The following is a 13,824-nucleotide window of genomic DNA, read 5'->3' as shown; positions in this document are numbered from 1 at the left end:
CCGGAGCCCTCACATTTACAGAATCTTAATTTCCCTGTTAGCATTCTCACGAACACGCTTATTGACCGCCTGCGTCTTCGTATAGCTTTCCTTCCAGATATCATAGATGACTTCAGGAACCTCGAATTCCTGTCCACGCGGAATCGCATAGATGATACCATTCCAGCCGACAGGCACCACGTCATCTGGATTGAGCGGATCATCGGGAATGGTAATCTTAACCTTCTTCATTTTGGCAAGCTGCTTCATCAGTGCGCTCTCTTGCCGAGCGACCTGCCGTTCTCCTGCTTTTTCAGATGCCGCCAGGTCCTTCTCGTTCTGCGCAGCCTGTTCTTCCTTTTGTACCTGTTCGTCTGTTTCACTCATGGTATTGTCCTCCTTATGATGAAGGAAGGGCCTCAGCCCCTCCTGGTTTGATTATGAATATTAGACCGATGCCGCCGATTCTAAGCGGACCAAGCAAAGTTCATTAATCCGCAACGCGGCAAGAATTGCTTTCCACGCCACCGTGTTGAACTGTTCCAACGGATCTGCTGTACCTGCAGAACCTGCGCCCTTAACGATGATATCCGGTTTAGAGCTGCCTTCGATATCAGGCACACCATAAGCGCCGCGGCCTACAAACAGGGTTGCGTACACGTCAGCAGAAGCTGCACCGGCTCCGGCATACTTTACACCGTTGTCAACTTCCACAAAATAGATGCCATACAGCTTGCCGATAATGCCGTCCTCGAAGTTCTTCGTGCCGTTCTCGACATTGGCCTTCTTCCACTCGTCAGTCTGCATCAGATCCAAGGCAACATCGGTATGAATGAATGCAAGCCATCCCCTGCCGCGTCCAGGGATATTGATCTGTTTGACCTTGTTGCGCTTCAGGGTCCGGCGAGCCTTGAGTATTTCCAGTGCTGTGATTTTATCCGTAGCCGCCACCGTCACACGGGAAGCCTTACTGTTAGCGTATTGGACGTTAGTACCTGCATAGATGATATCCCGAACAATGGTGTCGATAGACTCGCCAGCATTCTCCCCCATCAGCTCCGATGTCTCGGTCAGCAGCGGGTCCAGTCCAGTCAGGTCCAAGAAGTCAGAAATCTTTGTCCAGTTACCGTACATCTGCACTGTGGCTGTCACGGCAGTAATCACCAGGTCGACACCATCGGGAGTCACGCCTTCAGTAACGGCTGTGGTGGACACGGCCAAGCTGTTCAATCGCCGCCATTGTGCAGTAGCACCGTGACGCTTAGGAATGTTCTTTGGTTCTCCGTATTTCACATAAACCAATTCCGGCAGCAGACGTTCCAGCATGGCCGTCTGATAGAATGTTGCATTTTCCGCTGAAAGCTGATTTGTTCCTGCTGTATTGTTATAAGACTGTACGTTTGTACCCATTTAAATCATCCCCTCATAGTGTTTTCCTTGTACCGGCTTTGACCTCAGCAATCATCTTGCGCTGGTCCTCTCGGCTAAGCGAAGCGAAGCCGGTCTTGTGTTCCGCACCCTCTGCACCAAGCGCACCAGGTGTAGAATTGGCGTTGTTCTGCAGCTTCCGGATTGTCTCTGCTTCAGTCTGTTTGGCAGTATTCGCCATCTTGTCTTCATAGGATGCGAGCTTGTAGGCGTCCTCCAGCTTATAGCCGGACTCAATCGCCAACTCAAATGCGCGATCCTTGTATTGATCAAAATCCGGGTAGCGGCTACGAAGGCCGATTAGTTCCTGCTCAATACGCAAGGTAGCTTCCTGTTCCCGGACTGTCTGCATTTGGGTCTCATATTCTGTCAGCTTTTCTTTGAGCGGATTTAGCTCTTCACGGAATCGGGCCACTACGTCCGGCTCTACTCCTAGCCTACGAGCCTCTTGCTCGATCTCCTGCTGTCGCTCATATTGATCCAGAGCAGTCATATAAGAGTCAACATCATGGAAGCCGTATGCCTTAGCTACTCGTTCCAGGTTCTTCGCCTGGGCCTCCAACTGCGTAGATCTCTCCTGCAGCTTGTCGTAATTCATCCCCTTCTGAATCCATGTCGGGGCTTCTTCATATGGGATTACACGGTCTTCTTTGTTGTACTTGACCGGGATACCCTGCGGCGCTTGCGTTTCCTGTGTGGTAGCAGGGGAGGCAACGGCCGTATTTGTTGGTTCTGTAATGACTTCTTCTGGAGCGGCGCTCTGGTTGGCACCTTCAGGTAATGTGGACATTGCTTAAATCCCCTTTCGCGCTATGGTTGGCGCTGTGGAATAGAAAATAGGCCAAAGGATTCTCACCCATGACCCGCTAAAAATGATTAAGTTTTATGCCATGATGCCGGCAGCTTTGAGCTTGGCGAGCAGCGCGTTATGGTCAGCAACCAGCCCTGCCACGTCTATAGCGGCGCTGTTAGCTTGTGTCGCTGCCTGCAAGACGATACCACGCACAGCAGCTCCCGCGTTAGGTGGAGTGTAGTCTCCAGCCTTTGCCGTCGCGCTGGTCGTTCCAAGTGTAAGACTTGAGGTGCCTGCACCCATAGCAGTCCTTGCTGCTGCAGGGTCAGCAGCCTTCAGTACATTCCGGCCAACCGTTGAGGCGTCGGTGATACTAGCGGCATTTGTCGGAAAATTAGCTGGCTTATCGGTCACTCCGCTCCAAGGCACAGAACCAGCTTCCGGTGCAGGCGCGTCAATTACTGACACCACGCTTATTTGATTGGTCCACTCACTGTCCGCATTAACCGTTTTGGCCGAAAATGAGGACACGGCGGCATCCTTCTCCAGCTTGTCACCAACTTCAAGGACAGATGCCTCTGAATTGACGGTGACTTCGATTGCTTCAGCTCCTTTGTTGCATACACGAATATGGTCCTGCGGCTCTGTATATGCCCAGGTTACAGTACCTTTTCCCACGGTATCGACAAATGACGTAATCAAATCACCGTTGGACTGTCTTACGGGCTCTGCGGTTACGTTTGGCATGACATCCTCCTATCGCTGCGCTGGCTGTTTGATCGCGGCCTGCTGCAGCTGTGTATTCGCTTTTAACTGCTCTACTTCCAACTTGTTCTGATGATCGGCCTGCTTAAGGGCCAATTGCTGCTGGAGCTGAGCCTCTTGCTCTGCTGCTGGGTCAGGCTGTGGCATTTGCTGCTGCATCGACTGCATCTGCTGTTCCACTAAAGCCTGTTGTTCCTTACGCTCCCGGACCTTCTTCAATAACCGGTCCTTGAACGGAATGACATTCTGCGGAGCATACTCCAAGTAGTCCTCCAGATCAATATTTTGACTGTCGAACAGCTTATCCAAGCTCGCCATCATCAGCTCTTCACTGTAAGTGGAAGCGGGACCTACGTTGATCTTCAGGTTCAGCCCGATATCAGCATAATTACTGCCCGTGAATTCCTCAGAATACTCCTGGCCGTCATCGTCCTTAAGCGTGATCTGTCTGGCAGTGTTGTACTTCACTTTCCAGAACTCCTCCCATATCTCGCCGACGTCCTTGATAAACCGATAGAACCGTTTCTTGATAGACTCGATCGGCACGCCTGCTGCCTTTTGGAGCAGCATAATGGCCGTGGCATTCAGATCCCCTTTCTGCATATCGCCTGTGGCCGCATCCTGGGCACTCGACAACTGTTTAGTGTAATCCATGAACGCTTCCACCAGCCCATTCGCCAGGCTGGAGACGCTGCCTGGAGTCAGATACCGAAGCGTCGACTGTCCTGGAGGCGATGTGTCGCTAATCGGCTGTGAAGGGTCATTGTTGAGAGCGTTGGCATTGATGTAATTTGGGTTATAGACCACCTTCGGCCACCCGGTCAGCTGCACAGACAGGAGCTGCATTGCCATCAGGTTATTGATCGCCTTCTGATTGGGGATGATCCCCTCTGAATCCGAACCGCCATGGATTGACTTCTTCCGGCGCTTCCACTGAAACACCGCAATTGGATACTTCCGCATGCCGGTGTTATTCTCCGGCTTGATCATTTGACCAGAAGCTTCACGAGACAGCCAGATCATGCCGTCTTTACGCTGATACTTCGTTAGCACTGTGACCTTCTCCGATCCGGTCACCTCAACCTTAGCCCGATCATAGCCCTCATCCTGCACATCGCTGTCAGCCTTGATCAGCTCGATCTGTTCTTTACTGAGCTTAGCGTCTTTCGCCATTCGCTTTACTTCAGCCAGATCCTCACGGCTGCTGACGATAATGTGTGGCTGCCGCTGCACTTTTCGCTGCTGCGGGTTTCCGAAAAACACATTGATCGGGTCCAGCATCTCCCCAGCCATATCGCCGATCCAGGGCCGCTTAATCCCGCCTTTGCTGCTGGTGTCCCAATAATAGTGGGCGATGCCTGTACCGCAGTTACTTCCGGACTCCAGTACTTCCTCGTTAATCTCGTCCTGCTCGATCAACTCCCAGGTTGTATCAGAATAGCGAGTAAACTTCTCTCCTGCCTCCTGGGCAAGCATAGCCTGTTGAGCAAGCTGCGGATCCATCTGCTGCAGATCAGTATCAGCCAGGAACTCCTGCGGACTGAACAGCATCTTGACGTTCTCATTCATCACGGAGCTGACCTTGTGGTTCTGGATGTACTCCATGATGTTGAACACCGGACGCGGCAGCATCTTCGTCCGTTCGGTCACCGGTGGCCACTGGTCGCCAGCCTTAAAACGCTCGTACATCGGCCAAGCATCCAGGAAGCCCATGCGTCGAAGGTAATTCACACCCTCCTTATATTGCTTCTGGATCTGCGTTTCCTCTCCCAGCTGTCTCTGTTCCTCAGCCATCTGTCTTCACCTTGCCTTCTGTCCACTCTTCAAATACGCCTGGCCCCAGAAGATCCATTACGGCCTGCTGCGTCTGGGTGAACGGATCCATGCCACTCTGCTGTTCGTCTGGCGGCTTGGCGCGGATATAAGGAGCAACTAGTGCCCGCAGCGCTTGGTTCACGTCCTTGACTGTGTCGTCCTCCAGGTTAGGCAGTTGGAGCAGATTACCTATGATCCAGATTGGATGCTCACTCATTAGGGCACCAACTTCCAGGCAACAAGGACATACGGCTCAGCCCCGTCAAAGTCTATGGGAGCATGCACTTGCTTACCGTTGACTACGCCGCGATACCGCTGCTCAAATCTCCAGAACAAGTTGTCTAACTCATCGGAAAGTCCTAGCATCTCCAGATCACCTTGCGCCTTGATCTGGCATAACCGGGTCATAAGCTGTACTTCCACAGCAGACATATCCGCCAGTATCCCCTTGACCTTTTGATTCTCGCTGTAAGACTTTACTGCTGTCCTCACCATGTCATATAGCCTCCTTCATCATTGTCGTTATCACTCTGAAACGGGAACGGCAGCGGCTTGGACTCGATCACCGGCGCGGTCACGATGAAACTCTGCTGCTGCCGGATCTCATTGGCGATCATGTCACTGATCAGCACGTCGTCATGCTTACCTGACTCAGCATCCGGTCTGCTTTTATCGTCATACACGAATGTCAGGCACTCCTGCAGGAAGGTGATGTCCTGGAACAGCTGAATGTTGTTCTCGATCAGGTCGATTTCCTTATCGATGATGAGCGGACGTGTATTGCCGTCTGTCTTCCAGCCGAATTTCTTTTCCGTAGGCTTGCCCATCGAATCGTACTTCTGCCGGACGTACTGCTTCGGATACTTCAAGCGCTCCAGTTCCTCGATCGGTGCAGTGTTGAAGTTCATCTCCACTCCGATCAGCGCCGTGTTGAAGTATCGGCCCATACAGTACATCTGCCAGGTGAAGGGCTTACTGTTGCTGAGTTCCATATGCAGCGTGGCACAGCGCTTGCCGGTGGCATTGTTGATGACGGTAGCCGCGTACTTGTCCTTGCCCTCGCCCTTGGTATCGCCGCCGATCACGTAGGGATATCCTAGCCGTGTATCCTCGTACAGTGAGATGAAGCCGTCCTTCTGGTCTACCCACTCAATGGATTCGTCCAGGATACGGTCCTGTGTCTCGGCATTGGCCCACTTAAAACGAAAAGAGCCCCGTCTAGGCTGCAGCTCTTTGTATACGCGCTTGAGATATTCAATTCGCATTACCAGTTTCTCCTGATCGAACACGCAGCGCCCGGACGCCAGGAACGCCTCATGTGGGGAACACGGATACTCCTGCTTGATCTTTTCCTTGTCGATATAGCCGTCCCACTTGACGTAGTACCAATAGACCTGAGCGGTATCCAGGCCGATAGTGTTCAGCAGCCAGTAACACCGCTCCCAGATCCACGGAGCACGTTCGCCTGACCCCGCAGCGACCTGCGCACGGAACCAGGATTCTCGCTCGGCGCTCTCGAAGTTCATTCGGTACTCGGCTGTCAGCCACCACTCGAAGAAGCAATTCTCCCAGCTTTTGCTGTCCCACAGGTCCTTGTACTCGTTGTAGCCGTTGGCCGTGGACTCGTATATCTGAATGGCATCCTTGGTCAGCGCCTCGCCCAGACCTGCCTGCACTCCGCTGATGCCGTCCTTCCAGAACGCGACCTCGGAGCCGTGGAAAAAGTTGATGGTACGGGAGCGGCCCATGTTCTTCGATGCTGTCTTAATCTCCCAGGAACTATGCAGCTTATCAAAAAGGAGTTGCTTACGGTTGTTGAACTTCTCGGTCGGTTTGATGCTGTCGGGCAAGGCGTTGTACGGGTACTTAGCCTTGTTTTCAAAAATAACAGTAGCATTGCTATCCTCGTCAGCAGCCGTGAAGCCCTCGAAGTTTTTCCGGGTCACCGTGCAGGCCAACTGGTAGGCTGTGATAAAGCTCGTGAAACCCTGCTGCCGCCCTTTCAGAACCAGGAAGCGAAGGTGCAGCCTTCTGCCCTCTTGATACTCCTTCACTGCCTTATTCAACCTGTCACCAAACAACCGCTGTGCGTCATTGAGGAAATACGGCACCGTCTGCTTATCCTTATCTACAATGACAAACAGCAGCTCGATCAGATACTCCGGATGTTCCCGGACCTCTGCGCGAGCTGCTGGATTGTCGAGCAAGTATTGAGCTGTGGATTCCCTGAACTCCCGATCCTGTTCAATGCTGTGGTGCTCTTCCCACCGTTCACGGCGGCGAGCAATGATCTGCTGACAGGTTAACATATACTCGCCTCCAGACTTGTTCACCAAATATTGTATTTGGTACATATGTATGTAGGTGGTAGGCCTGATATCTTGCCGACACTACATTCTGTATGCGTTGTATATTAATGCGTGTTATACAATTATTCGCTTCTTTTTATGCAAGATTAGGTATGAATAACGCCGCATAATCACATTAAATCTTCCAGTTTTTTAACAGTTAGCTCGCCCTTCAGCTTCAGCTCATCCTTGTACATGCCAAGGTGCCGGGCGATGCGATCCCACGCCTGTTCCTGATCATTCATCTTGATTTCCAGCCCGTTTACCGTGTACTTGGCTCCGGCATACAGCTTCTTAGCCTGCGGGCTGAGATCCCTTGTGTCAGCAGCGTGAAGCTGACCGTGACCTTCACCATGGCATTGTGGGCACTTTGGATGGGGTCGAATGATAGGATCGAATCCGTAACCACCGTAGTCAGAAGGTAGCACTGGAGTCTTGCCTTTCTTCGTGGCAGCCTTTACTGCCGTCACTGCGCGCTCGTACTCCTCGTGATCAATCCACTGGTATTCATGGTCGTGACCAAAGCAGTGACGACAGCAAACACGCCGGTGATGGATAATCTCATTAGGATCAGCTGTAGCGACATCCAGCCAGTGTTGAAGCACCATTTCGGCGGTAACCTCAACCTTGGCGGCTCGCTTGTCCATGCCCTTCTGAATGGCCTCCTGGATATTAACATTTGCTAACAGTCGTGATCCTTGCTCATTGGCTGTCTTAGCGCTGTAGCCAGCTCGGATCGCTGCTTGTGTGGCGTTAAGATCAACCAGGAATTCTTTGACAAAAAGCTTCTGTTTGGCTGACTTCAATGCGGCCATCACAAGCAGCTCCTTTCAGGTTTATTTCGCTTGTTGCTTCTGATACGGCATCCAATCCCATTGACCGCCTTCACTACCCTGCTTTACGCTCAGGTTGAAGAATAAGCCCGTCGGGTTCAAAACGCACAAATGAACTGTCGTGTCATCCACCACACCCGTAACGATAGCCGCGCGATCCTCAGGTTTGTATTCGCCGTTAGGGGTTCCGTACGACTTGTAATAAACGATACGTCCTACTGTTGGAATCATTCGACAACCTCCCAGTCCTCGGCCAGTACATCTGTTTGTGACGCAAGCCAGGGAACGAATTTATGATCCGCGGTCTTCATCAGGATATGCGGTGATAACGGAAGCCATCTGCCTTCTCCCTCAATCACAGTTAGATATCCCACTTGCTCATGCGGTGTGCATAATTGCAGCCACATCCCCTTGCCGTTCCACCCTGCGCGGGCGACCTTCTTTCCGGTTTTCAGCGCCTTGATCGCTTCTCCAAAGTCGATCCGATTATCCGTTGACATAACTGGTTGGACCTCCTGAGGTTTGGCAGCTAATAGCCTGTTTCGCAAGACTGTCATCATGATAATCCACATACTTCACTTGAACCCAAGGTACAAACATCAATTTGCCGTGCTGGTTGGAAACAACAATCCCGAATTCGTCTACGGTGTGAAGCTTCCTGTTCTCAGCCGCATTCCCGTCTTTTGTCCAAATGGTAACTGTGCTGCCAATCCGATCAACAATATTTGCATTAGCCATCTAAATCACCCTCTCAAACTTGTATTTGAACGCAAAAAAGAGCCCTCCGCAATGGAGGACTCGTTGGTTGACAGACTTATAGCACTGTATGAGTTACTACACGAATTACTACAAAACTACTACAAGTGCTTTGGGGTATTGACTCGTAACTTGTCTTTTGCCCGTGTGACATACATATACACGGTACTTGATGCTATACCCAGTTTATTCGAAATCTCTTGACACGTCAAGCCATGAGCCAGATAAAGCAGGAAACAAGTTCGCTCCCTATCTGACAAAAGAAGTAAGGCGTCTACCATTTGCAACTTCTCAGCACTATTCATTTCGGCTCCTGCTAGCTTAACCAGTATCTCACGCTGCCGATAGACGTCCGTTTTCTCTGCACCTCTGCGGCTCCCTGGCCGTCTGCCGCGGCGCATCCAGGTTAACGCATATCTCATGTCCGCCAACATGCCGGAAACCGTTTCGGCTTCCTCTGCTGCTACTGGGTCTGACAGATCCAGCGTATCGCGATAGCGCTCCAGGACGTGAGTCTCAGAAGCATATTGACTGATCAGTGTCTCTATCCATGTTGCTTTGATAATGCTCATAGTGCTTCACTCCTTCGCTATTTTATCTATTCGAGCCTTGACTGCTGCCATTAAGGCGTCCTGATCAACGGCTTTACCTTCCAGTGCGGACATAACATCCTCGTCCATCGTGCCCTCAGTTACCAGATGGTGGATGATCACGCTTCGTTGCTGCCCTTGGCGATGCAGTCGGGCGTTGGCCTGCTGGTACAGCTCCAGACTCCAATTCAATCCAAACCACACGATAATATTCCCACCGTCCTGAAGGTTGAGTCCATGTCCGGCAGAAGCAGGATGTGCTGCCAGCAACGGGGTTTTACCCGCATTCCAACTTTCGATGTCCTTGACGCTTTCAGCACCTTTGCCCAGCATGCGGGTTTGTGGAAAACGCCTCTGGATCCGTTCCAAGTCATGCTTATAGGCGTAAAATACTAAAACCGGATGACCGTTCGCGGCTTCAATGATATCTTCCAGTGCGTCCAGCTTCGCATCATGGATCTCTCGGACGCCTTTCACCTCGTCATACACGGCCCCATTCGCCAGCTGCAGGAGTTTATTACTCAGCACGGCAGCGGTATTGGCAACCACATCTGCATCCAGAAAGGGAAGAAGCAAATCACGCTCCAGCTGCTTGTATTGGTCTCTGGCCTTATTAGTCAGCTTAACCGGGACAACCCGGTCGATCCGATCCGGCATATCCAGCCAGTCTTCTGACTTCATGCTCACGGCGATATCAGAAATTTTGCTATACACGTTGTCCTCTGCTTCTGGCTTCGCCTTCCAGTCATACACGACATGGGGGTTTGATTTATCCCGTTGTCCGGCAGTCAGATATCGATCCCGGAAGCCGGTAATGGTTTTACCCAGCCGTTCTCCCTGGTCGATCAGGTACATCTGGGCCCATAAATCCTCCAAGCCGTTCGGTGCTGGAGTCCCGGTTAACCCGATGACACGGGTCATAAGCGGCCGTACTCTCCGCAAAGCCCGGAAACGCTGTGACTTACTGGACTTAAAACTCGACAGCTCGTCAATTACTACAGTGTCAAACGGCCAGCTGTTTCCGGTCTGGGCTACCAGCCAGGGAACATTCTCCCGATTGATGACGTACACATCGGCATCCGCAGCAAGAGCTTTTTTACGCTGTATAGCTGTGCCCAGGATCTTGCTAATCCGTAGATGTTTCAAGTGGTCCCACTTCTGTGATTCCCGGGCCCATGTATCGTCTGCCACTCGCAGAGGTGCAATTACCAGGATCTTGTCAGCGTCGAAGTAATCATTCTTCAGTGCTTCCAGCGCCGTCAAGGTGATTACGGTTTTGCCAAGTCCCATTTCAAGAAACAGCGCTGAACCTGGAACATTGATGACGTGCTGTATGGCGTACTCTTGATAACCGTGCGGTTTAAATTTCATCTCCGAAGACCTCCTGGATGAAATCATGTATCCCTTGGTTTGAATCAAGGCAATAAACTTGAAAACCAACGTCTTGTAGTTCAGTTGCCCGTTTTCTCTGAAGCGGCCGCATTTTCTTACCTGGGGCTTTCATCTCCACGAAATAGGTCCTACCGCTTGGCACTAGAATAATCCGATCAGGTACGCCGTTCATGCCTGGTGAAACGAACTTCCAGCAAATGCCCCCACGGGATTCCACCTCTCGAACAAGTCTCTTCTCAAGGTTAGCCTCTCTGACATTTTTGTTTTGATCCGTGGTATAAAGCTTCCAGGAAGACATAAAGATCATTATTTCATTTTCTGGAGCTGCTAGCTGCTTCAAACGCAATTTCAACTCCTGCTTATTAGCACCGTTAGGAAAATCTTTATCTGTGTGAATCCTGCGGGCGAGACTCCCCCCGATTGATTGCTGGTCCAGCCATCTCGCTACCCAATCTTTGTAACCTTGCATTCTCTCACCACCCGGTATGCATTTATATTCCCGCACGCGTACCTACGCAAAACGTGCGTTAGCATACGTGTGCGCTTGCTTCGCGCGCTAATTCTGTATGCTATCTTATATATTTCCTTCTATTAGATATTATCTGCTTACTCTGCTTACTCGCTCCCCTAATCGCTTGCTACTACTGGGTTTTTGAGGTAAGCAAAGGATAACTATATCTGCTTATACTCTGCTTACCTCTGCTTACCGATCTAAAAATCATCTGCTTACTCTGCTTACCTGTATTTTCGCTCTCTGCTTACTCATCACGGACAAATACTTTCTGCAGCCCGTACCCAGGTACTTTGGCCTGTCCTCGGTTATTGGGGTAAGGCTTCCAGCCAGGAATTCTGGACAACAAACCTAATATTGACCGTGATTCCCAATTAGGGATGCGCCCTCTTTCCCGGAGACACTCCGTCCATATCTCTATGGCGCTTATACGGGTACGAACTGTCTTCCCTGTTGGCTGGTCATAGTAGTTCCGCCGCTCATATTCGTCTTTATCCATCCAGTCTTCTGTAATCGGAACATCTAAGAACTCTTCGATTAACCCTAAACGGGGGTCTATCTCCATATGATTCTCTTGACGCTCCTTGGCAATATCCTCAGCGGCTGCCGATAGACGAATAGATTCACCTTTTCGGTATCCAAGCAAAGCCTCCGCCCACACCTGATGAAGCACATCATCTGTCAGGTGGTCAAAGTGATTCAGCTTACGCACCGCGGGGTCTACAACTATAGGCCAAAACCGCCGTCCGCCTGTCGAGTCTCGAAGAAAATCGAAGGTATTAGTTGTTCCAAAAAAAACGCATTTACGCGGAAATTCGGAAACCACTCGGTCATAAGCAACTCTATACCGATCCTCCGTCTTAGAAAGAAAGGCTTTGACTTCCTCCAATTCCGACTTTTTTAGTGCAGACAGTTCTCCTAGCTCTACAATCCAGGCTTTCTGAAGCTGCTCCCCTGCTTCTTTATTGTCCAGATTCTTAATACTATCGCTGAACCAAGGGCCCCCTAATCTTGATAAGAGGCTACTTTTATGGGAGCCCTGCGGACCTATAAGCACAATCATTTCGTCAAATTTACAACCGGGCTCATACAAGCGTTTACACGCAGCAATCATTATCTTCCTAGTCGCTTCCCGTTCATACAACTCATCGGGGCACCCAAGATAGTCATGGAAGAATGTGTCCAAACGCTCTACACCGTCCCACTTCACAGATTCAATAAAGTCCTTGATAGGATGAAATTTGTTTACGTGGGTGACCTCGGTAAAGGCATTCTGAATAACGGAAGCCGACTTAATATTGTAGGTTTTGTTGAAATAATGTTGCATACGCTTGTCATCTGCACCAAGCCAGGGCTCATAGGGAGTGTAAGGACGTTCCTTCTCACGCCACGGCAGATCCTTGCGAATCACCTCTGTGTTCCCAAAAGCGTCATAAGCAAGTGTGTCTTTGAAAACCCCATTACTCAATATGAGTTCCACATTCCCGCCTGTAGGAAGAATAAGCTTTGGGTTCTTTGGGTGAGTTTTCAGCTTCTCTCTCCATGACTTGTCTGTGCCGGGGTCCTCTTCGATATCGCCGAATTCACTGTCAAAAACCATCTTCTTCACCTGAGGATCTGCTGTAGCGAATTCCAGCATCGCCTGATAAGACGGGAATTTGTTGGTATTCGTCTTATCCTTTACGTCCTGATCCTGGTCGCCAAATTTATGAATACGGATTAGATCAAAAATATTATGACAATGGCCGTCATTGGCCGGGTCACTTTGGTGTTCCGAATAAGCCCACCAGTCATCATAAATGCGCATCCCACCGACAGAGGTGCCCCCGGTGAAGGTGTAACGGTCCTCATGGACTGTCGGCTCATATACATCAGCCAGGAACTTCTCCAGCCCTTCGGTCATGCTGTACACCTGGCAGAAGGAACCGATCACGCCTGGCTTCTCCGTGGGATCACCCAGCTTATTCCGGAGGGCTTCCAGGTGCTTCACATCGTCCGGATGCCGGGGCCACTCCATCGGGTCCCGCCAGTCAGCGTACTCCGCCAGTACACTATCCACTGACAACGCTGCACCCTCTGTGCTGTAGAACTCTGGTTCCGCATCCCGGCTGCAGCTGGGCAGATACATAAGGCGATGCACATCAAATGTAGTCCGGTCAAAGTAATCCAGTCCGATTTCATCCGCTAATCGCCGGCTGACTGCTGCATGTTCATCAGGTGACATGGCCCGATCCACAGGAGCGACAACGCGGTATTTCCGGTTATCTTGGCGGCTGCTGTGCGTGGAGTACACCGCATAAGCCGAGGAACCGAAGGCCATATCCACATTGAACAGGAAATCCTCGTCGGAGTTGTCTGCATCAAGTGTCAGCAGCCAGCGAGATTCCACGTTCTCCTTTTTCCGGCGTCCACCTTTGACCAGACCGCCGACAAAGGCCTTGCCGTCTTTGATCTTCCCTTTCTCCGCATTGCTCATCCGGTCATATTCGGCCATGGACTCCCCGGTCCGCCGCACCTTCTGCAGCCGTTCCACGAAGTCACACCAGGTCAAAAACTCCGGCTTCCAATTGGTGTCACTGCGGTTTTTACCGAAACTGATGTCTAACTCCTGCAT

General features: G+C 51.0%; 16 protein-coding genes. All 16 read right to left on the bottom strand.

Features of this window, described 5'->3' with window-relative positions:
• Positions 1–15 precede the first annotated feature (15 nt).
• The 16 genes from NSS79_RS15425 to NSS79_RS15350 all read right to left on the bottom strand — a co-directional run bounded on the left by NSS79_RS15425 (position 16) and on the right by NSS79_RS15350 (position 13,824).
• The gene (locus tag NSS79_RS15425; protein ID WP_342440017.1) at positions 16–366 is read right to left on the bottom strand and encodes a hypothetical protein; all 351 of its coding nucleotides are present in this window, start codon (positions 364–366) and stop codon (positions 16–18) included.
• A gap of 60 nt (positions 367–426) precedes the next feature.
• Positions 427–1,389, bottom strand: a complete 963-nt coding sequence (locus tag NSS79_RS15420; protein WP_342440016.1) for a N4-gp56 family major capsid protein — start codon at positions 1,387–1,389, stop codon at positions 427–429.
• A gap of 13 nt (positions 1,390–1,402) precedes the next feature.
• On the bottom strand, positions 1,403–2,197 hold the full coding sequence (locus tag NSS79_RS15415; RefSeq protein ID WP_342440015.1) for a hypothetical protein: 795 nt from the start codon (positions 2,195–2,197) through the stop codon (positions 1,403–1,405).
• 93 nt (positions 2,198–2,290) lie between these two features.
• Positions 2,291–2,947: a head fiber protein gene (locus NSS79_RS15410; protein WP_342440014.1), complete on the bottom strand. Its 657-nt coding sequence runs from the start codon at positions 2,945–2,947 to the stop codon at positions 2,291–2,293.
• Between the two features lie 9 nt (positions 2,948–2,956).
• Entirely contained in the window at positions 2,957–4,759 is a 1,803-nt protein-coding gene (locus NSS79_RS15405) for a hypothetical protein (protein WP_342440013.1), read from the bottom strand.
• Positions 4,752–4,997, bottom strand: a complete 246-nt coding sequence (locus NSS79_RS15400; RefSeq protein WP_342440012.1) for a hypothetical protein — start codon at positions 4,995–4,997, stop codon at positions 4,752–4,754. Before NSS79_RS15400 ends, NSS79_RS15405 begins: the two co-directional genes overlap by 8 nt.
• Positions 4,997–5,275, bottom strand: a complete 279-nt coding sequence (locus tag NSS79_RS15395; RefSeq protein ID WP_342440011.1) for a hypothetical protein — start codon at positions 5,273–5,275, stop codon at positions 4,997–4,999. The genes NSS79_RS15400 and NSS79_RS15395 overlap by 1 nt, the downstream gene beginning before the upstream one ends.
• Positions 5,269–7,089: a hypothetical protein gene (locus tag NSS79_RS15390; protein WP_342440010.1), complete on the bottom strand. Its 1,821-nt coding sequence runs from the start codon at positions 7,087–7,089 to the stop codon at positions 5,269–5,271. Before NSS79_RS15390 ends, NSS79_RS15395 begins: the two co-directional genes overlap by 7 nt.
• A 170-nt stretch (positions 7,090–7,259) precedes the next feature.
• A complete protein-coding gene (locus tag NSS79_RS15385) occupies positions 7,260–7,943 on the bottom strand; it encodes a terminase small subunit (RefSeq protein ID WP_342440009.1) in 684 nt (227 codons plus the stop codon).
• A gap of 21 nt (positions 7,944–7,964) precedes the next feature.
• On the bottom strand, positions 7,965–8,192 hold the full coding sequence (locus tag NSS79_RS15380) for a hypothetical protein (RefSeq protein ID WP_342440008.1): 228 nt from the start codon (positions 8,190–8,192) through the stop codon (positions 7,965–7,967).
• Positions 8,189–8,461, bottom strand: coding sequence for a DUF2829 domain-containing protein (locus NSS79_RS15375; RefSeq protein WP_342440007.1), 273 nt, complete (start codon positions 8,459–8,461; stop codon positions 8,189–8,191). The genes NSS79_RS15380 and NSS79_RS15375 overlap by 4 nt, the downstream gene beginning before the upstream one ends.
• Complete coding sequence (locus tag NSS79_RS15370; protein ID WP_342440006.1) at positions 8,448–8,699, bottom strand: hypothetical protein; 252 nt, start codon at positions 8,697–8,699, stop codon at positions 8,448–8,450. Before NSS79_RS15370 ends, NSS79_RS15375 begins: the two co-directional genes overlap by 14 nt.
• Before the next feature lie 119 nt (positions 8,700–8,818).
• On the bottom strand, positions 8,819–9,289 hold the full coding sequence (locus NSS79_RS15365; protein WP_342440005.1) for a sigma-70 family RNA polymerase sigma factor: 471 nt from the start codon (positions 9,287–9,289) through the stop codon (positions 8,819–8,821).
• A gap of 6 nt (positions 9,290–9,295) precedes the next feature.
• Positions 9,296–10,678: a DEAD/DEAH box helicase gene (locus NSS79_RS15360; RefSeq protein WP_342440004.1), complete on the bottom strand. Its 1,383-nt coding sequence runs from the start codon at positions 10,676–10,678 to the stop codon at positions 9,296–9,298.
• Entirely contained in the window at positions 10,668–11,168 is a 501-nt protein-coding gene (locus tag NSS79_RS15355; RefSeq protein WP_342440003.1) for a VRR-NUC domain-containing protein, read from the bottom strand. The genes NSS79_RS15360 and NSS79_RS15355 overlap by 11 nt, the downstream gene beginning before the upstream one ends.
• 289 nt (positions 11,169–11,457) lie before the next feature.
• Positions 11,458–13,824, bottom strand: a complete 2,367-nt coding sequence (locus NSS79_RS15350; protein WP_342440002.1) for a virulence-associated E family protein — start codon at positions 13,822–13,824, stop codon at positions 11,458–11,460.

Source organism: Paenibacillus sp. FSL L8-0436, from assembly GCF_038593025.1.
In the GTDB taxonomy this organism is placed as follows: Bacteria; Bacillota; Bacilli; order Paenibacillales; family Paenibacillaceae; genus Paenibacillus_AQ.
Note: the sequence above shows the minus strand (reverse complement) of the source record. Positions and strands in the feature narration are given on the sequence as shown.